General features: G+C 58.3%; 21 protein-coding genes. 7 read left to right on the top strand and 14 right to left on the bottom strand.

The window, feature by feature from the left end:
• Positions 1-23: 23 nt before the first annotated feature.
• Both ABTV29_RS05325 and argF read right to left on the bottom strand, forming a co-directional pair.
• On the bottom strand, positions 24-1,133 hold the full coding sequence (locus tag ABTV29_RS05325; RefSeq protein WP_433769148.1) for an ABC transporter ATP-binding protein: 1,110 nt from the start codon (positions 1,131-1,133) through the stop codon (positions 24-26).
• Positions 1,130-2,050 (bottom strand): ornithine carbamoyltransferase, encoded by a 921-nt coding sequence (argF, locus tag ABTV29_RS05330; protein WP_433769149.1) that lies wholly within the window; start codon positions 2,048-2,050, stop codon positions 1,130-1,132. The genes ABTV29_RS05325 and argF overlap by 4 nt, the downstream gene beginning before the upstream one ends.
• A gap of 405 nt (positions 2,051-2,455) precedes the next feature.
• Here argF and ABTV29_RS05335 point away from each other — a divergent pair, with 405 nt between their 5' ends.
• The 3 genes from ABTV29_RS05335 (at position 2,456) to grxD (ending at position 5,428) form a co-directional block, all read left to right on the top strand.
• Positions 2,456-2,746, top strand: a complete 291-nt coding sequence (locus ABTV29_RS05335) for a hypothetical protein (RefSeq protein WP_110964718.1) — start codon at positions 2,456-2,458, stop codon at positions 2,744-2,746.
• A 134-nt stretch (positions 2,747-2,880) separates the two neighbouring features.
• Positions 2,881-4,989 (top strand): molybdopterin oxidoreductase family protein, encoded by a 2,109-nt coding sequence (locus ABTV29_RS05340; RefSeq protein WP_433769150.1) that lies wholly within the window; start codon positions 2,881-2,883, stop codon positions 4,987-4,989.
• Positions 4,990-5,086: 97 nt separating this feature from the next.
• Positions 5,087-5,428, top strand: coding sequence for a Grx4 family monothiol glutaredoxin (gene grxD, locus ABTV29_RS05345; protein ID WP_433769151.1), 342 nt, complete (start codon positions 5,087-5,089; stop codon positions 5,426-5,428).
• A gap of 185 nt (positions 5,429-5,613) precedes the next feature.
• Here grxD and bfr read toward each other — a convergent pair whose 3' ends face one another.
• Positions 5,614-6,090 (bottom strand): bacterioferritin, encoded by a 477-nt coding sequence (gene bfr / locus ABTV29_RS05350; RefSeq protein WP_433769152.1) that lies wholly within the window; start codon positions 6,088-6,090, stop codon positions 5,614-5,616.
• 200 nt (positions 6,091-6,290) lie between these two features.
• Entirely contained in the window at positions 6,291-6,509 is a 219-nt protein-coding gene (locus ABTV29_RS05355; RefSeq protein ID WP_096509240.1) for a bacterioferritin-associated ferredoxin, read from the bottom strand.
• A gap of 304 nt (positions 6,510-6,813) precedes the next feature.
• Here ABTV29_RS05355 and ABTV29_RS05360 point away from each other — a divergent pair, with 304 nt between their 5' ends.
• A complete protein-coding gene (locus ABTV29_RS05360; RefSeq protein ID WP_433769153.1) occupies positions 6,814-7,416 on the top strand; it encodes a peroxiredoxin in 603 nt (200 codons plus the stop codon).
• A 73-nt stretch (positions 7,417-7,489) separates the two neighbouring features.
• Here the strand turns inward: ABTV29_RS05360 and rnt are convergent, their stop codons facing one another.
• Positions 7,490-8,167 (bottom strand): ribonuclease T, encoded by a 678-nt coding sequence (gene rnt, locus ABTV29_RS05365; protein ID WP_110964713.1) that lies wholly within the window; start codon positions 8,165-8,167, stop codon positions 7,490-7,492.
• Positions 8,164-9,210 carry a dihydroorotase gene (pyrC, locus tag ABTV29_RS05370; protein ID WP_433769154.1) on the bottom strand — a complete coding sequence of 349 codons (1,047 nt, stop codon included), beginning with the start codon at positions 9,208-9,210 and terminating at the stop codon, positions 8,164-8,166. Before pyrC ends, rnt begins: the two co-directional genes overlap by 4 nt.
• 159 nt (positions 9,211-9,369) lie before the next feature.
• On the opposite strand from pyrC, the gene ABTV29_RS05375 reads away from it, so the two are divergent.
• Together ABTV29_RS05375 and ABTV29_RS05380 are read left to right on the top strand one after the other, a co-directional pair.
• Positions 9,370-10,275: a flagellar protein MotY gene (locus ABTV29_RS05375; RefSeq protein WP_433769155.1), complete on the top strand. Its 906-nt coding sequence runs from the start codon at positions 9,370-9,372 to the stop codon at positions 10,273-10,275.
• 129 nt (positions 10,276-10,404) lie between these two features.
• Complete coding sequence (locus ABTV29_RS05380; protein ID WP_110964710.1) at positions 10,405-11,622, top strand: argininosuccinate synthase; 1,218 nt, start codon at positions 10,405-10,407, stop codon at positions 11,620-11,622.
• Between the two features lie 161 nt (positions 11,623-11,783).
• Here ABTV29_RS05380 and ABTV29_RS05385 read toward each other — a convergent pair whose 3' ends face one another.
• Positions 11,784-12,413 (bottom strand): hypothetical protein, encoded by a 630-nt coding sequence (locus ABTV29_RS05385; RefSeq protein WP_433769156.1) that lies wholly within the window; start codon positions 12,411-12,413, stop codon positions 11,784-11,786.
• Positions 12,414-12,849: 436 nt separating this feature from the next.
• On the opposite strand from ABTV29_RS05385, the gene ABTV29_RS05390 reads away from it, so the two are divergent.
• Positions 12,850-13,476, top strand: a complete 627-nt coding sequence (locus tag ABTV29_RS05390) for a response regulator (RefSeq protein WP_433769157.1) — start codon at positions 12,850-12,852, stop codon at positions 13,474-13,476.
• Between the two features lie 91 nt (positions 13,477-13,567).
• Here ABTV29_RS05390 and ABTV29_RS05395 read toward each other — a convergent pair whose 3' ends face one another.
• The 7 genes from ABTV29_RS05395 to ABTV29_RS05425 form a co-directional block, all read right to left on the bottom strand.
• The gene (locus ABTV29_RS05395) at positions 13,568-13,747 is read right to left on the bottom strand and encodes a PA3496 family putative envelope integrity protein (protein WP_433769158.1); all 180 of its coding nucleotides are present in this window, start codon (positions 13,745-13,747) and stop codon (positions 13,568-13,570) included.
• A gap of 106 nt (positions 13,748-13,853) precedes the next feature.
• The gene (nth, locus tag ABTV29_RS05400; protein WP_433769159.1) at positions 13,854-14,492 is read right to left on the bottom strand and encodes an endonuclease III; all 639 of its coding nucleotides are present in this window, start codon (positions 14,490-14,492) and stop codon (positions 13,854-13,856) included.
• A 25-nt stretch (positions 14,493-14,517) separates the two neighbouring features.
• Positions 14,518-15,105 carry an Rnf-Nqr domain containing protein gene (locus ABTV29_RS05405; protein WP_433769160.1) on the bottom strand — a complete coding sequence of 196 codons (588 nt, stop codon included), beginning with the start codon at positions 15,103-15,105 and terminating at the stop codon, positions 14,518-14,520.
• Entirely contained in the window at positions 15,098-15,709 is a 612-nt protein-coding gene (locus tag ABTV29_RS05410; protein ID WP_433769161.1) for an RnfABCDGE type electron transport complex subunit G, read from the bottom strand. Before ABTV29_RS05410 ends, ABTV29_RS05405 begins: the two co-directional genes overlap by 8 nt.
• A complete protein-coding gene (locus ABTV29_RS05415; protein ID WP_433769162.1) occupies positions 15,706-16,692 on the bottom strand; it encodes an RnfABCDGE type electron transport complex subunit D in 987 nt (328 codons plus the stop codon). The genes ABTV29_RS05410 and ABTV29_RS05415 overlap by 4 nt, the downstream gene beginning before the upstream one ends.
• A complete protein-coding gene (gene rsxB, locus ABTV29_RS05420) occupies positions 16,679-17,695 on the bottom strand; it encodes an electron transport complex subunit RsxB (protein WP_433769163.1) in 1,017 nt (338 codons plus the stop codon). Before rsxB ends, ABTV29_RS05415 begins: the two co-directional genes overlap by 14 nt.
• Positions 17,692-18,261 carry an electron transport complex protein RnfA gene (locus ABTV29_RS05425; protein WP_433771750.1) on the bottom strand — a complete coding sequence of 190 codons (570 nt, stop codon included), beginning with the start codon at positions 18,259-18,261 and terminating at the stop codon, positions 17,692-17,694. The genes rsxB and ABTV29_RS05425 overlap by 4 nt, the downstream gene beginning before the upstream one ends.
• Positions 18,262-18,499: the final 238 nt, after the last annotated feature.

The following is an 18,499-nucleotide window of genomic DNA, read 5'->3' on the forward strand; positions in this document are numbered from 1 at the left end:
GAGCAGGCTCGCTCCTACAGGGGTCAGTGAGCGTTGCTGTATCGCCGCACGCCGGACTCCACGTCCGGAATCTGCGCCGCCATGCTGCTGCTCGCCTGGAACAGCACCAGATGTTCCGCCGCCACTCGAATGCCCACCTCTGCGCCTACCTGATGATCGACATGGCTCGGGAAGATCGATTCCAGTTGCGCGCCGGTCCGCATCTGCAGGCGATAAAGTGTCGACGCGCCCTGGAACGACTTGCCGACGATCTTGGCCTTCAAGGCGCTGTCCGGTGCATAAACGATGTCGTCCGGACGCAGCAATACGTCGACCGCACCACCAACCGGCCAAGTGTAAGCCCGGTTACCGCGCAGCTCGCCCAGCTCGGTCTGTACCGATTCCGGGCTGCTCAACTGACCGCGAATGAAGTAGCCCTGACCGATGAAGCTCGCCACATAGGGGGTCAGCGGTTCGTGGTACAGGTTGTAGGGCGTGTCCCATTGTTCCAGCCGGCCTTCCTTGAACACACCGACGTGGTCACTGACCGCGAAGGCCTCTTCCTGATCGTGGGTCACCAGAATGGCGCTGGTGCCGCGGGCCTTGAGAATGTCACGCACCTCGTGGCTGAGCTTGCGGCGCAATTCGCCATCGAGGTTGGAGAAGGGTTCGTCGAGCAGCAGCAGTTGTGGTTCCGGCGCCAGGGCGCGGGCCAGGGCGACACGTTGCTGCTGGCCACCGGAAAGCTCATGGGGATAGCGCTTGCCGAGGTTCTTCAGGTTGACCAGTTCCAGCAGTTCCTCGACGACGCGCTCCTTTTGCGGATGCTTGCGAATACCGAAGGCGATGTTGTCGGCCACGGTCAAATGCGGAAACAGCGCGTAGTCCTGGAACACCATGCCGATCCGGCGTTTCTCCGGCGCGAGTGTAAATCCGGCGCTGGAAATGGTCTCGCCGGCGAGCTGGATGTCACCTTCGTGAACCGGTTCGAAACCGGCAATGGCGCGCAGGGTGGTGGTCTTGCCGCAACCGGAAGAGCCCAGCAGGCAACCGATGTCGCCGGCGTTCAAATGCAGGTTGAGGTTCTGCACCACGCGCTGGTCTTGATAGCCGCAGGCGAGGTTGCGCAGGTTAAGCAGTAATGGCTGGCTCATGCGTGGCGGTACGCCGGCTCGACCAGAAACTCGAGCAGGGCCTTTTGCGCATGCAGACGGTTCTCAGCCTGATCCCAGGCCACCGAACGCGGGTCGTCGAGCAGGTCGACGCTGATCTCTTCGCCACGGTGAGCCGGCAGGCAGTGCATGAACAGCACGTCGCTGGCTGCCAGGTCGAGCAGGGCGCGGTTGACCTGGTAAGGGGCAAACAGCTTCAGGCGCTTGGCGGTTTCTTCTTCCTGGCCCATGGAGGTCCAGACGTCGGTGCTCACCAGATGGGCGCCGCGCACGGCATCTTTCGGGTCGCGAACGATGGTCACCCGATCGCCGGCCAGGGCCACGAATTTCGGGTTCGGCTCGTAGCCTTCCGGGCAGGCGATACGCAACTGGAAGTCGAATTGGATCGCCGCTTCTATATAGCTGTTGCACATGTTGTTGCCGTCACCGATCCAGGCCACGGTCTTGCCCTGGATGGAGCCGCGGTGTTCCAGGAAGGTCTGCATGTCGGCCAGCAGTTGGCACGGGTGCAGATCGTCGGACAGGCCGTTGATCAGCGGGACGCGCGAATTGGCGGCGAATTCGGTCAATGTGCTGTGGGCAAAGGTACGGATCATCACCACATCGAGCATGCTCGACATGACGATGGCGGCGTCGCTGATCGGCTCGCCCCGGCCCAGTTGGGTATCGCGCGGCGACAGGAAGATCGCCTGGCCGCCGAGCTGGATCATGCCGGCTTCGAACGAAATGCGGGTGCGGGTCGAGGACTTCTCGAAAATCATCCCGAGCACGCGGTTTTTCAGAGGCTCGAACAGTACGCCGCGGTTACGCAGGTCCTTGAGCTCAACGCCTCGACGGATCACGCTGACCAGCTCTTCGGGCGTGCAATCCATCAGGGAGAGAAAGTGCCTTGCGCTCATCATTGACTACCTTTTTGCTACAAACCGCAGATGCTCAAAGCCTTGTTTAACGGAACAACGGGCGAGACCTGCGGCGTAAGCCGCACGGGGCGACGAAATAGGGGAAGGCGCGATCTTATAATTAAATGTCGCGTCTTACCAATAGGGCTACGGTTTTTAAGGGGATTTCAGAGAGGCTACGGGATTAACGCAGTAGCGCTTTTGAAGCCTGTTTCCTGACAGCAGCCAAGCATTTGTACACCGCGCCCGCGCAACTTGGCAAACGAACGGGCGGTGGCGGAGCACTGGCGGTCGGTTTCTGAATGGTGGTTCGCAGGGGCGCCCATTGGCGTTCCATCTGAAACATTTGCTAATGCAAAGTGCTGCGTTATAAATAAATCACCCGCGATGCAGGAAGCCTCCGCAATGGAATCGAAAGAACAGCAGCTAATGGAATTGCTCGGCCTGACGGCCCGCTCCCTGACACACCTGACCGCCTCCATGACATCAATGTCATTCGAATTGCTGCGAAGTCCCGATCCTGTGACCCGGGATGCCGGCCGCCGCATGATCGACCGCATGGCCACCATCAGCACCGGGCTCGACGAGCACTGGCGGCTGATCGGCGAACTGACCGGCGTGCACGTCGGTCACGAACAGATCGAAACGATCCAGGAGATTCAGCTGCAGGCACCGCCCGGGCTGCCGTCGAGCTGAGCTTGCACTGCCATCGGCTGGCCTGATGGTCGGCAATTCACAAGACAAACGTCGCTGGCGCGGTGGCGGGGCTGGCGCCATAGTTTTGTTCCCGCGGCTGACATTGCCCGCCCAGAACAAGACAGAGACTGGCCATGACCAAGACTCTCCATCACCGTGCCTGCCACCTGTGCGAAGCCATCTGCGGCCTGACCATCGAAACCACCGAGGTCGAGGCCGGCAATGTGCAAATCACTTCGATCAAGGGCGATCCCCTGGATACCTTCAGTCGCGGGCACATCTGCCCCAAGGCTGTGGCCCTGCAAGATATTCAGAACGACCCGGATCGCCTGCATCAGCCGATGTTGCGAGTAGGCAGTGAATGGCAACCCATCGAGTGGGAGGACGCCTTCAACCTGGTCGCCGAACGCCTGGCGGCGATTCAGGAACGGCACGGGCAAAACGCGGTGGCGGTCTATCAGGGCAATCCCAGCGTGCACAACTACGGGCTGATGACCCACAGCAACTATTTCCTCGGCCTGCTGAAAACCCGTAACCGGTTTTCCGCGACGTCGGTCGATCAGTTGCCCCATCACCTGACCAGTCACTTGATGTACGGCCATGGTTTGCTGCTGCCGATCCCGGACATCGATCACACCGACTTCATGCTGATTCTTGGCGGCAACCCGCTGGCATCCAACGGCAGCATCATGACGGTGCCGGACGTGGAAAAACGCCTGAAAGCGATTCAGGCCCGGGGCGGCAAGGTCGTAGTGGTCGACCCGCGTCGCAGCGAAACAGCCGCCATCGCCGACCGGCATCTGTTCGTGCGTCCCGGAGGCGATGCGGCGTTGTTGTTCGGCCTGCTCAACACCTTGTTCGCTGAAGGCCTGACCCGTGACAGTCATCTGCCGGTGGATGGTCTGGATCAGGTGCGCGAGTCCATCGCCGAATTTTCTGCAGAAGCGATGAGCCCGTTGTGCGCTGTGCCGGCTGAACAGATCCGCCAGTTGGCCCGGGACTTCGCCGCGGCATCGAGCGCCGTTTGCTACGGCCGCATGGGGGTTTCGACTCAGGCCTTCGGGACGTTGTGCCATTGGCTGGTGCAGCTGATCAACCTGGTCACAGGCAATCTCGACAGCGTCGGCGGTGCCCTGTGCACCGAGCCGGCGGTGGATCTGGTGGCCTCGACCTCGGGCGGGCATTTCAATCTGTGGCAGAGCCGGGTCTCCGGGCGTCCGGAATACGGGGGCGAGTTGCCGGTGTCGGCGCTGGCCGAAGAAATGCTGACCGAAGGGGAAGGGCAGGTCCGTGCACTGATCACCGTGGCGGGCAATCCCGTGCTCTCCACACCAAATGGCCGCCAGCTGGAACAGGCGCTGGACGGCCTGGAGTTCATGGTCAGCGTCGACCTGTACATCAACGAAACCACCCGGTACGCCGACCTGATCCTGCCCTCGACTTCGGCGCTGGAAAACGATCACTACGACACCACGTTCAACATGTTTGCAGTGCGTAACGTCAGCCGTTTCAACCGGGCGATCCTGGCCAAGCCCCAAGGCGCGCTGCATGACTGGGAGATTTTCGTCGGGCTGGCGAAGGCATTTGCGGCGAAGACCGGCAAGGAACTCAAGCCGACCATTGCCCCGGCCCAGATGATCGATCGCGGCTTGCGCATGGGCATGTATGGCGATGCCTCCGAGCACAAGTTGTCTTTGGCGACCTTGTTCGATCATCCCCATGGTGTCGATCTGGGAGCACTCAAGCCCAACCTGGCGTCGCGCCTGAAGACCGCCAATCAACGGGTACAAGCCGCTCCCGACGTGATCCTCGCCGACCTCGCACGCTTTGCGGCGTTGCAGGCACCGGCAGCTGATGAATTGCTGATGATCGGCCGCCGGCATGTCCGCAGTAACAATTCGTGGATGCACAACTACCATCGACTGGTGAAGGGCAAGCCGCGCCATCAGTTGTTGATGCACCCGGATGATCTGGCCAGTCGCGGGTTGAGCGATGGGCAGCGAGTGCGTGTCAGTTCTCGGGTCGGGGTGATTGAAGTGGAAGTGCTTGGCAGCCTGGATATGATGAAAGGTGTGGTCAGCCTTCCGCACGGTTGGGGCCATGCGCGACCAGGCGTGCAGATGACCATTGCCAGTGGCCAGCCCGGTTCCAGTGCCAATGACCTGACGGACGAGTGCCAGCTCGATGAGCTGTCGGGGAATGCGGCGTTGAACGGTGTTCCGGTGACCGTGGCGGCGGCCTGATCGTATCTGACGGAGAGACCGAGCAGGGTGCTCGGCTTTCCGTTACAATGCGCCACCGTGCCGACCCATGAGTCGGAAAGTTCAGCCGAGGTGCTCCATGGATATCATCGAAACGATTAAAGAGCAGATTGCCAACAACACCATTCTGCTTTACATGAAAGGTTCGCCGAATGCCCCGCAGTGCGGCTTCTCCGCGAAAGCCGCACAGGCCGTGATGGCATGTGGTGAAAAGTTTGCGTACGTGGACATCCTCCAGAATCCGGAAATCCGCGCCAACCTGCCAAAATACGCCAACTGGCCAACTTTCCCGCAACTGTGGGTCGCCGGCGAGCTGGTTGGTGGTAGCGACATCATGATCGAGATGTCTGCCGATGGTTCGTTGCAGTCGCTGATCAAAGACGCTGCCGCCAAAGCTGCAGCTGCAAAGACCGAAGCCTGATTTAGTTTTGTGTAGGAGCGAGCTTGCTCGCGATGGATTCAAGAAACCGCGGGGAATCAGATTCCCCGCGTTATCGTTAACGACCATCGCGAGCAGGCTCGCTCCTACAGGAACAGGCAATAAAAAGCCCCGCCTCTTTAAAGAGAGCGGGGCTTTTTATTGCATCGAAGTCAGCGGAATATAACTTACTCGTCGTCGCCCATCTGCGATTGCAGATAGTTCTCGATACCGATCTTGTCGATCAGGCCAAGTTGGGTTTCCAGCCAGTCGATATGTTCTTCTTCAGACTCAAGGATATCTTCGAGCAGTTCACGGCTACCGAAGTCGCCCGCAGTTTCGCAAAAGGCGATAGCTTCTTTAAGATCTTTGTGGCCGGTCTTCTCGATACGCAGATCACACTCAAGCATTTCCTTGGTGTGCTCGCCGATGTGCAGCTTGCCCAGGTCCTGGACGTTCGGCAGGCCTTCAAGGAACAGGATGCGCTTGATCAGCCTGTCCGCGTGCTTCATCTCGTCGATGGATTCGTGGTACTCGTGCTTGCCCAGCTTGTTCAGGCCCCAATCTTCATACATGCGTGCATGCAGGAAGTATTGATTGATTGCGACCAGCTCATTGGCAAGGATCTTGTTGAGATGCTGGATGACTTTAACGTCGCCTTTCATGATGGGGTCCTGCCCTTTGTTAGCCGTCTATAAGGCAGAGTTTGAGCCGCACAACTAAGAGTGTCAAACTTAAGTTATTGAATAATATATGAAAATTAATCGGAATAAGAATGTTTGTGTTCCGCGTCTAGAGTCTAAGCAGTTGATTTTCAGGCATAAAAAAACCGGACATCAGTCCGGTTCTTTGAATAAGGGGCTTTTTATGCCGCTGTAAATTCTGCAGGGAAAGGAATCGCGGCCTGGGCCGTCTGCAGTGATGTCAGGGTCTCGCGAACCACTTCCTTGGCGAGGCAGGCACATTTACCACATTGACTGGCAACGCCGGTGGCCTGGCGGACTTCCTTGTAGCTGCAGCATCCTTCATAGATCGCATCGCGGATTTGGCCGTCGGTGACGCCAGTGCAGAGGCAAACATACATAAGTGAAAACCGTCGCTTGTTTATGTCTCGAATGCGATGGATCTTAATGTTAACGAGAATGATTGTCAAAGTACTTGGTCGAGGCTTTTTACCAAGGCTGACGAACGGTTTTGCTGCGCCGTCCTGTGGGGCAATTCGCCATCGCGATTTTCACCTCTGCTGGAAAAACCGTTAAGGACAGTCCAAATACGCAGTGTATGATGGCCGGTCTTTTCGAAAGGGGGTTGTGTCACAGGGCTGTCGCTTCAGGGTGGCAGGCTGGCGCAAACCCGGATTTTCACGTTTCTACACCAGGAGATATCCAATGAGCGTACTCGTAGGCAAACAAGCCCCTGACTTCACCGTACCGGCCGTACTCGGCAATGGCGAGATCGTTGACAGCTTCACCCTGTCCTCGGCTATCAAAGGCAAATACGGCCTGGTGTTCTTCTACCCACTGGACTTCACCTTCGTTTGCCCGTCCGAGCTGATCGCCCTGGACAACCGCATGTCGGAATTCAAGGCCCGTAACGTTGAAGTGGTCGCTGTTTCGATCGACTCGCACTTCACCCACAACGCCTGGCGTAACACCCCGGTCAACAATGGCGGTATCGGCGAAGTTCGTTACACCATGGCTGCCGACATCAAGCAGGAAATCATGAAGGCCTACGACGTTCAGTCCGCTGACGGCGTTGCTTTCCGTGGCGCATTCCTGATTGACGACAAAGGCGTTGTCCGCTCGCAGATCATCAACGACCTGCCACTGGGCCGTAACATGGAAGAGCTGCTGCGTCTGGTCGACGCTCTGCAATTCCACGAAGAGCACGGCGAAGTCTGCCCTGCCAACTGGAAAAAAGGCGACAAAGGCATGAACGCTTCGCCAGAAGGCGTTGCGGCATACCTGGCCGAGCACGCTGCTGCTCTGTAAGGCGCACGCTCCTGCCATAAAAAGCAGGTGAAAAAAAACCGGCCATCAGGCCGGTTTTTTTATGGGCGAGAGATCAATCGTCGAAATCTTCCCAGCCGCCCATTTGCTTCCAGCGATTGACGATGCCGCAGAACAGCTCGGCAGTCTTCTCGGTGTCGTAACGAGCGGAGTGAGCCTCGCGACCGTCGAAGTCGATGTCGGCAGCCTGGCAGGCCTTGGCCAACACCGTCTGCCCGTAGGCCAGGCCGGCGAGGGTAGCGGTGTCGAAACTGGAGAATGGGTGAAACGGGTTGCGCTTCATGTCCAGCCGCGCAACCGCGGCATTGAGGAAGCCCAGGTCGAAGCTGCTGTTGTGCCCGACCAGAATCGCCCGCTTGCAGCCATTGGCCTTCAGCGCCTTGCGCACGCCACGGAAGATATCGTTCAGGGCGGTCTCTTCACTCACGGCCATGCGCAGTGGGTGATCGAGCTTGATACCGGTGAACTCCAGGGCCGCCGCTTCGATGTTCGCACCTTCGAAAGGCTCCACCCGGAAGAAGTAGGTGTGGTCGGGGTAAACAAAACCCTTTTCATCCATGGCGATGGTGGTCGCGGCGATTTCCAGCAGGGCGTCGGTGGCCGAGTTGAAGCCACCGGTTTCTACGTCGACGACTACGGGCAGGTAACCACGGAACCTGGCAGCCATTGGATGGCGGGAACCGCCTCCGCCACCTTGACCGTCCAGTTCGTCGTCGAAATGGTCTTCACTCACGCGTGTTCCTCCAGCAGGCGCCAGCGCAGTTTTTCACCGGCGCGCAGCGGGATAACGGTCAGCTCGCCAAACGGCAGGCTGCTTGGGGCGGTCCATTCTTCGCGAACCAGGGTGATGCGATCGGTGTTCGCCGGCAGGCCGTAGAAGCGCGGGCCGTTGAGGCTGGCGAAGGCTTCGAGCTTGTCCAGCGCATTGCGCTGTTCGAAGGCTTCGGCATACATCTCGATCGCCGCAAAAGCGGTGTAGCAGCCGGCGCAACCGCAGGCGGCTTCCTTGGCGTGCTGGGCATGGGGCGCCGAGTCGGTGCCGAGGAAGAACTTTTCGCTGCCGCTGGTGGCGGCGTCGAGCAGGGCTTCCTGATGCGTGTTGCGCTTGAGGATCGGCAGGCAATAGAAGTGCGGCCGAATCCCGCCGACCAGCATGTGGTTGCGGTTGTACAGCAGGTGATGGGCGGTGATGGTTGCGCCAACGTTGGCCGAAGCCGAGTTGACGAACTGCACGGCGTCAGCGGTGGTGATGTGTTCGAACACCACTTTGAGGGTCGGGAAACGCTCGACCACACGACGCATGTGCTCATCGATGAAGATTTTTTCGCGGTCGAACACGTCGACGTCGCCACGGGTGACTTCACCGTGGATCAGCAAGGGCATTCCCACTTCGGCCATGGCCTCCAGTGCGGGGAAGATCTTGTCGATGCTGGTGACGCCAGAGTCCGAGTTGGTGGTCGCGCCAGCCGGATACAGCTTGGCGGCGTGAATGAAACCGGTGGCCTTGGCCTCACGGATTTCTTCAGGCTGGGTGCGGTCGGTCAGGTACAGGACCATCAGCGGTTCGAACCGGCTGCCGGCGGGGCGGGCAGCGAGGATCCGCTGGCGATAGCCGTCGGCCTCGGCCGCATTGCGGACCGGAGGTACCAGGTTGGGCATGATGATGGCGCGACCAAAGGTGCGCGCGACATCCGCGACGGTATTGGTCAACACGGCACCATCGCGAAGATGAATGTGCCAGTCGTCGGGACGCAGCAGGGTCAGGCGGTCGGACATGAGGGGATTCCAGGCGGGTCAAACTGAGGGGAATGCTACCGGAAAAGACTCTTGCAGGCACTCGCTATCAAGTTTTGCCGAATGCTTCCGATATCCAACAGCTATGCCGTAAACATGTGTGTGTCGGTCTTTGTGTTGTAGAAGCCAGTGGAGCCTTCCGTGCGCCAGCGTTATTTAGCCTTGCTCAGTGTGTTTGCCAGCCTTCCCGCGATGGCGCTCACTTTCCAGACCCGTCTGGAGAGCATCGAGTGGACGGTCGAAGGCGACAAGTTCGAGTGCCGCCTGACTCAGCCGATCACCGATTTCGGCTCGGGGCAGTTCGTGCGTCGCGCCGGTGAGCAGGCGACGTTTCGGCTCAATGCCTACAACGCGATGATGGGCGGAGGTTCGGCCACTTTGCTGGCCGCTGCTGCCCCCTGGCAACCGGGGCGGGGCGATATCAACCTGGGCACGGTGCGTATCGGTAGCGGCAATGTGCTGTTCAACAGTTCACAGGCCCAGGCCGGAGGCTTGATCAGTGGCTTGATCGATGGGCGCAGTCCCGTGGTTCGGCATGCCTCCGGGGATGGCCGGGTGTCGGAAGTACGCCTGTTGCCGGTCAGGTTCAACAAGGCGTTTGCCGACTATCAGGGTTGCGTGGCCAAACTGTTGCCGCAGAATTTCGATCAGGTGAAGCAGTCACAGATCGGTTTCCCCGGTGGGGGGATCGATCTGGATGCGGCCGCGAAAGCCAGGTTGCAGGTGATGCTGGAATACATGAAGGCCGATCCGACGGTTAATCGCATTGAACTCGACGGGCACTCCGATAACGGCGGCAATCGCCTGACCAATCGTGACTTGTCCCGCCGCCGGGCCCTGGCGGTCATGGAGTTCTTCAAGGCCAATGGCATTCAGGAATCGCAGATCACCGTGCGCTTCCACGGTGAGAGTTATCCACTGGCGCCCAACACCAATAATGCCAACCGTGCGAAAAATCGCAGGGTTGCGGTACGTTTGGAGCGGGGCGCTCCCGCGGAACAAGTCGCACCCCAAGCGACAAAACCGGCTACTTCGGCAACTTCCTGACCGATTGGTCATCGTCGCGCCCTCGACATAATCTGTCGCTTCGTCGTCATAAGCTGTCGCGCCACTGTAAATTATTTTGTATGAGCGGTAGACTTCCCGGCTTTCCGTAGAACCCCGTGGAGTGATGGCATGGCGGACGTAAACAAGGTCGTTCTGGCGTATTCCGGCGGCCTGGACACTTCGGTGATCCTCAAGTGGCTGCAGGATACTTATAACTGTGAAGTGGTGACCTTTACCGCTGACCTGGGTCAGGGCGAAGAGGTTGAACCTGCACGTGCCAAGGCTCAGGCCATGGGCGTGAAAGAAATCTACATCGACGACTTGCGCGAAGAATTCGTGCGCGATTTCGTGTTCCCGATGTTCCGCGCCAACACCGTTTACGAAGGTGAGTACCTGCTGGGTACTTCCATCGCTCGTCCATTGATCGCCAAACGCCTGATCGAAATCGCCAACGAAACCGGCGCTGACGCCATTTCCCACGGCGCCACCGGCAAAGGTAACGACCAGGTTCGTTTCGAACTGGGCGCGTACGCCTTGAAGCCGGGTGTGAAAGTGATTGCTCCGTGGCGTGAATGGGACCTGTTGTCCCGCGAAAAACTGATGGATTACGCGGAAAAGCACGCGATCCCGATCGAACGCCACGGCAAGAAAAAATCCCCGTACTCGATGGATGCCAACCTGCTGCACATCTCCTATGAAGGCGGCGTGCTGGAAGACACCTGGACCGAGCACGAAGAAGACATGTGGCGCTGGACCGTCTCTCCGGAGAAAGCACCCGACAAGCCGCAGTACCTGGAACTGACCTACCGCAACGGCGACATCGTGGCACTGGACGGCGTTGAAATGACCCCGGCTACCGTGCTCGCGACCCTGAACCGTATCGGTGGTGAACACGGTATCGGTCGTCTGGACATCGTCGAGAACCGTTACGTGGGCATGAAGTCCCGTGGCTGCTACGAAACCCCGGGCGGCACCATCATGCTGCGTGCCCACCGTGCGATCGAATCGATCACCCTGGACCGCGAAGTGGCTCACCTCAAGGATGAGCTGATGCCGAAGTACGCCAGCCTGATCTACACCGGCTACTGGTGGAGTCCTGAGCGTCTGATGCTGCAGCAGATGATTGATGCGTCTCAGGTCAATGTGAACGGTGTCGTACGCCTGAAGCTGTACAAGGGCAACGTGATCGTCACCGGGCGCAAGTCCGACGATTCGTTGTTCGACGCTAACATCGCGACCTTCGAGGAAGATGGCGGCGCGTACAACCAGGCCGATGCGGCGGGCTTCATCAAGCTCAACGCCTTGCGCATGCGTATTGCTGCAAACAAGGGCCGGAAACTGTTCTGAGTTTCCCGAGCCTGTAAATGAAGTGGTGGCCTCGTCATTGGCGGGGCCACCACTTTGTTTTTATCGGTTTGAAGTCACGAAACGACGATCTCTTACCGACCTGCCTGATACCTTCTTCTTCGTATTTCACTTTTAAGACCTGCCTCATGCCCAAGTTGTTTTCAATGGGCTCCGGTCCATGCCGTCACCCTGTGTGAGTTCAAGTCGTAAGCAACCCAGCAATTGGCGCTACCGCGTTTGTTTCTCTGGTTGGAAAACTCCAAAACGCTGTCCCTCAGCGACTTTTCCAACGTGTTGTCGGTGAGAAACAGGATCATCTGGGCTTTCCCGTCCTGTCGCTTCTTTAGCCTTTCCAGCAACGTACTGAACTCCCTCCTGGTTTTCATCCAGCGTGTATCGATGATGTGCAGGCCTTTGAGCTGTTTGGGCAGGCGAATGTGCTGCAAGCCGGTTTCACCGGGTGGGGCCTGGGCGCTGCAGGAATAGCGGCCAGACCGCGGGTTTTGCACCGACGCGTTGTTTGCCGCTGGATCGACCTCGTCCATCGCTTTGAGGAAGTGTTCGTCTTTTTCGAAGTCCGAAGGCGAATACAGCGACCGGTAATTGAAGTTGAGGGTGGCGAAGAAAAGAAACAGCAGATAAAAAGGAAAGCTGATCAGAAACCAGACATAGATTTCTCTTTCATCGTTATCGAGGAAAGGCAGGGAAATGGCTGCCGATGTTTCAGACAGAGTTGCGAATGCGGCGATTATTGTCATAGGGTTGGTCATTCTTTTTTTGAACTTGGTCATGTTTATTTCTCGCTGGGTTGTCGAGGTGTGTTTGGCTGGTTCTATTTATAGATGCCGGGATTCAAGGGTTGTCGTTGTTAATGATTGTTCATGCATGATTTTTTGCTGTAAGAGCAAGTAGGTGTTCAGTGTGTGATATTTCTGGTGTTAATGTTTTGCGCGACCAGTGTCAGTAATACTTGGGTCGCCATGCGCTTTTTATTTTTTTGGATCCTGACCTTTAATCTTGGGTCAAAATCCACAGGCAAAATATTCAACGCCATGGATACAGTTTTTAAGGCGATGTGTTCGCATGATTTTTTGTAGGATAAATCCGCGAATCTTGTAGGGAATGTCTCTCGGTGAAGGTCGCCGGGGGGCGCGACATGCAACGGGTGAAACGACTAGGCTATTGTGCGGGCTCTAAAAATTCGAACAGCGAAAATTGGACCTGCCCATGAATAAAGTGCTGATCGTGGATGATCATCCCGTCATTCGTCTTGCGGTACGTATGTTGATGGAGCGTCATGGCTACGAAGTTGTCGCAGAAACCGATAACGGTGTGGATGCATTGCAAATGGCACGGGAGTTCATGCCAGATATTGTCATTCTGGATATCGGAATACCGAAACTGGACGGGCTGGAAGTTATCGCGCGACTTGCGTCGGCGGCCATGCCGATCAAGGTGCTGATATTAACTTCCCAGGCGCCCGGGCATTTTTCCATGCGCTGCATGCAGTCGGGGGCCGCCGGATATGTATGCAAACAACAGGATCTGACCGAACTTCTCAGTGCAATAAAGGCGGTGTTGTCCGGTTACAGCTATTTTCCAAATCAGGCCTTGCATACAGTGCGTGCAAGTCTGGGTAACGCCAGTGAGGCGGATATGGTGGATCGTCTGTCGGGGCGGGAGATGATGGTGTTGCAACAGTTGGCCAGAGGCAAGACGAACAAGGAGATTGCCGATGGAATGTTTCTGAGCAACAAGACCGTCAGTACTTACAAGACACGCCTGTTATTGAAACTCAACGCGCGCTCACTGGTTGACTTGATTGAACTGGCTCAACGCAATGGAATAGTGTGACTCTATTCCGGGGGTGACGATTGTGATGAGCGGGCAAATCTCTCAATGCTGCACAATGAAAAAAGCCTCCGTTTCGGGAGGCTTTCAGGTGTCATAAGTCAAAATCGTAATCGGCCAATTGCTTTTGCAGTCGGCGCTCCTCCAGAAGGTTATCGATGGTACGGCGTTTGCTCAGGTTGGTTTTCGCTACTTCGACAACCGGTTCAGCTTCATCCGCTTCAGCGGCTGTGAACTCATCATCTACGTCCAATTGCTCTTTGCCAGTGCTCATTTAGTTACCTCAGGCTAAGAAGGCCTTTGGCGCTCCTTATATCGATAATCGCCCGGCGGGTAAAAAAGATTTTTTCAATCGATATATCAGCAATTTTAATAGAGGCTCAATCGTCCGATGTCTTGTGCTTGTATTCGCACAAATCTTCGATGCGGCAACTGCCACAGCGAGGCTTGCGGGCCAGGCAAACATAGCGTCCGTGCAGGATCAGCCAGTGATGGGAGTCGAGCAGGTACTGCTTGGGCACGAACTTCATCAGTTTATTCTCGACCTCGACCACATTTTTGCCTGGTGCAATGCCAGTGCGGTTGCTGACCCGGAAGATATGGGTGTCGACCGCCATCGTCAGTTGGCGGAATGCGGTATTGAGCACCACGTTGGCGGTCTTGCGGCCCACGCCGGGCAGGGCTTCCAGCTCTTCGCGAGTCTGCGGTACCTCGCCGGCGTGGCGCTCGACCAGCAACCGGCAGGTCTCGATCACGTTCTTCGCCTTGCTGTTGAACAGGCCGATCGTCTTGATGTACTCCGACAGCCCCTCGACCCCCAATGCATGAATCGCCGCAGGCGTATTGGCGACCGGGAACAGTTTTGCTGTGGCTTTGTTGACGCCGACGTCGGTCGATTGTGCCGACAGGATCACCGCAATCAGCAACTCGAAGGGGGACGAGTAGGCCAGTTCGGTCTTCGGCTCCGGATTGTCTTCATGCAACCTGCGGAAAATTTCCAGGCGTTTTGCGGCATTCATGGGCAGTGCGTTTCCTTGAAAGCAATCATTGTTCAGGTTTCGGACGGTGCCAGGCCTGCCATGCGGCGACCAGCAATCCCAACAGAATGAAGCCGCCGGGGGCGAGGGCGACCACACGCAAACCACCGTCGGCGGTCAACATCCAGCCTTGCCAATCCGTTTGTATCCCCCCGGCCAGCCACGATAGATGAGCGCCGAGCGTGCCGGAGCCGAGCAGTTCACGCAGCAGGCCCAGGCCCACCATCAAGGCGCCAAACAGGCCACACAGGCGCAGGCGATTTCGCCAACTGGTGTGGAAGAATCCCCAGTGCTCCAGCACGACACATTGCAACGCGATCAACGCCGAATAAATTCCCATCTGGTGATGCCATTGCAGCGACCAGAGTTGCACGCAGAGCAGGGCGCAACTGGTCAGGGTTGCGCCAAGTATCACGCTTGCCAGCAAATGCGTTGATGCATGCAGGCGTGGCCGCAATACACTCATCACCCCGCCGAAAACCCCGATCACCACCAAGAACATCAACCACAGGCCCAGAGCGCTCATGACTGAGCCGGTGGCACCGATCAGTGGTGCGAGCATCAATGAGTTCTGTAGCAGCGGTGATTTACTCATGGGAAGGGCTCCCGAGCAGTTGTTGCCGGTGTTCGTCAAAGTAGCGCAGTGCATCGTGAGTGGCGTTGATCACGGCTCTTGATGTGATGGTTGCCCCGGCAATCTGGTCGAATTGTCCCTGATCTTTTTTCAATGCCCAGCCGTTATCGCCCGGGTCGCTGAGGGATTTTCCGGAAAACAGCTTGAGCCACGCATTGGGCCATTCACCGATCCGAGCTCCGAGTCCCGGCGTCTCCACCTGTTTCACGGTTTTGATACCAATCAGCCTGCCATTGAGGTCGATGGCGATCAGCAACTCGATGCTGCCCTCATATCCCAGGGTCTGGCTGCGCAACAGGACGGCATAGGGCTGGCCGGCTTTGGTTGCACGGAAACCCGTCAGCAGTGTGCTGTTGCCCAGCGTTGGATTTTCCAGCGCGAGCGGTTGCTCCAGGGGCTGATTGTCGTAACTGTCGGGCGGTAGCAGGTCCAGCAGATTACGGCTGTCGATCAGACGTTGCTGCGCTGCAATTCTCGGAGTACTGCTTTGTAGCGCGACCCAGGTCAGTCCTATCCCGAGGACGGCCAGCAAACCAAGAATGGCAACGCTCGACAGGCGGCTCATGGTGCAGTTCGCTCCTGTCTGGCAGCGACAAGCCGCTCAAGCATCGGCACACACAGGTTCATCAACAGCACGGCAAAGGCCACGCCGTCCGGGTACCCGCCCCAGGTGCGAATCAGGTATGTCAGCAGGCCGACACCGATCCCGAACAGCAATCGCGCGCCGGGACTTCTGGCGCCGGATACCGGTTCCGTGATGATGAAAAACGCACCCAGCATGCTGGCGCCCGTGAGCAGATGAAACAACGGCGAGCCATTGGAATCCGAACCCGAACCGTTCCAGCACAGGAGGCTGATGATGAACAGGCTGGCGAGCATGCCGACTGGCGCATGCCAGCTGTACACCCGTCGCTGCAGGAGGAACGCGCCCCCCGCGAGAAAGGCCAGGTTGATCCATTCCACGCCGCGACCGCCGAAGTGGCCAAACGCGGGATTCGTCGAGAACAGTTCGCCCATGGTCAGGCTTTTGTTGATTCGCAGGCTGTCCAGTGCAGTGGCGCGAACCCAGGCATCCGGCTGTTGACCGAAACCGAAGACCTGCTGCAGGCCGCTCCACAGATCCAAGCCATGGGCCGCGGGCCATTGGGTCATCGGTTGTGGAAAGGACACCATCACCAAAGCGAAACCGAGCATCGCCGGGTTGAACGGATTACTGCCGACGCCGCCGTACAAGTGCTTGCCCAGCAGCATGGCCAACACGGCGGCGCTGATGGTGAGCCACCACGGACAATAGGGCGGCAGGGCAAGAGCCAACAGGGTGGCGCTGACGAGGGCACTGCCGTCGCTCAAGGTCGGCTTGAGGGCACGCTTGCGCAGGCGCAGCACAGCCGCCTCAGCGGCCAATGCCCCGATGCAGGCCAGCAGCAGGTTGATCAACACTCCCCAGCCATAAAACCAGAACATCGCCAGCATTCCCGGCAGCGTCGCCAGGAGCACCAGTTTCATGGCCTGTTGCAGGCGAGTGTCGACCGACTCAAGAGGTGGCATGGGCATCCACCAGGCGCTCGGCTTCGCCGAGTGCACGTTCCAGGGCTTCGATCTGTTCGGCGGATGCCTGGGCGGCTTGAGCCTTTTTCAGCTCGGCGCGGCGCATGGCCAATTGGATCTTTGCCCGATTCAATTCGGCGTTCTTCGCCGGAGCGGCCGCAGGCGCGGGAACCGGGGTTGTGGGTGCTGCGTTTTCCAGTTGCGCCAGGGCCTGCTCGGCAGCCTCGAATTGTTGTTGCAGCACAATCAGCTGCGACTGCTGTTCAAACGTCGGCGGATGACCGAATGCCTTGAGGGATTTGTTCAGTTGTGCCCGGCTCATCGCCACATCGATCTTGGCTTTTTTCAGTGCCGCATCGGCATTAGCGGCTTTCTGTGCGCGCACGCGCTCAAGCGCAGCCTGCACCGGGTCGAGGATCGCTTCAGCGGGCTGGGCGGCCCGTTGCGCACGGGCTTGGCGCTCGGCGGCTTTCTGTTGTTCTTCGCGGTGCAGCCGGGCATTGCGTTGTTCAAAGCGGCGCCGTGCATGATTGCGTTTGGCAGCGCGGGCCCGTTGCTCTTCGAGGCTGAACGCCAGGCCACCGACAATCGGCAGAACCGTGGCTATCGGCAGTGGCCGCATTTCGATGCAATCCACCGGGCAGGGCGCCACACACAGATCGCAACCCGTGCATTCATCAATGATGACCGTGTGCATCAGCTTGGCCGCACCGACGATGGCATCCACCGGGCACGCCTGGATGCATTTGGTGCAGCCGATGCACTCGGCTTCGCGGATGTAGGCGATCTGCGCCGGGGCCGGACCACGGCTTACATCCAGCTCCAGTACCGGCACGTTCAGCAGTTCGGCCAGGGCATTGATGGTTTCGTTGCCGCCCGGTGGGCACTTGTTGATCGGCTCGCCGTTGGCAATGCCTTCAGCGTAGGGCTTGCATCCGGGATGACCGCATTTGCCGCATTGGGTCTGGGGCAAGAGCGCGTCGATGCGTTGAATCAGACTCATGTTTTGATCAGTCCGCTGAATCCGAGAAAAGCCACTGCGATCAGTCCGGCGCCGATCAGGTCGATCGGCAGGCCGCGAAAGGGCAGGGGAACATCGTTATCGATTGTGCGTTGGCGCAGATCGCTGAACAGGCTCAGCACCAGCCAGAATCCGAGTCCGGCGCCCAGGCTCAGGGCCGTGGCCGCCAGGAATCCCTGATCGTTGCGCACATTGAAAAGCGCCACGCCGAGCACACCGGCATTGCCCAGCAGCAGCGGCCAGAGGCCTTCGAACGACAGAGTTGGAAACACCTTTGACAGACCTGTGAGCAAAGGGCTGATCAACAGCACGCTCAGGGGCAGGAATACAAACAGGCTCAGTGACGTGATCTGCAGCGGGATCAGTAGCCAATGATAGAGCGCGTAGCCGAGCAGGCCGACCAAAAACATCAGGCACGTCGTCGCAAGGCCCAGGGCATGCACTTGCCTGCGTTGGCTGTTCAGCAGCGGATCGACACCCAGCGGCCAATGCAACACGAGGTTGTTGATCAGGGCGGTGCTGACAAGCGTGAGAAATGCTTCGGTCATGGTCGTGCCGACAGGAACGGTGGTTTTTGTAGGAGCGAGCCTGCTCGCGATGGGCACAAGAGCGCTGCGATCATCCCGGAGGCACGCATTATCGTTAACGACCATCGCGAGCGAGCTCGCTCCCACAGAAGATGGTCTAAAAAGCTTAGGCATTATCCGACCGGGGCGGAGGGTGCCCGGACATGAAAATCCCACAGTCGCGCCAGGCACGACTGTGGGATCGGTTTGCCGCTGTACC

It is taken from the genome of Pseudomonas putida (assembly GCF_050989985.1).
GTDB classification, from domain to species: domain Bacteria; phylum Pseudomonadota; class Gammaproteobacteria; order Pseudomonadales; family Pseudomonadaceae; genus Aquipseudomonas; species Aquipseudomonas putida_AI.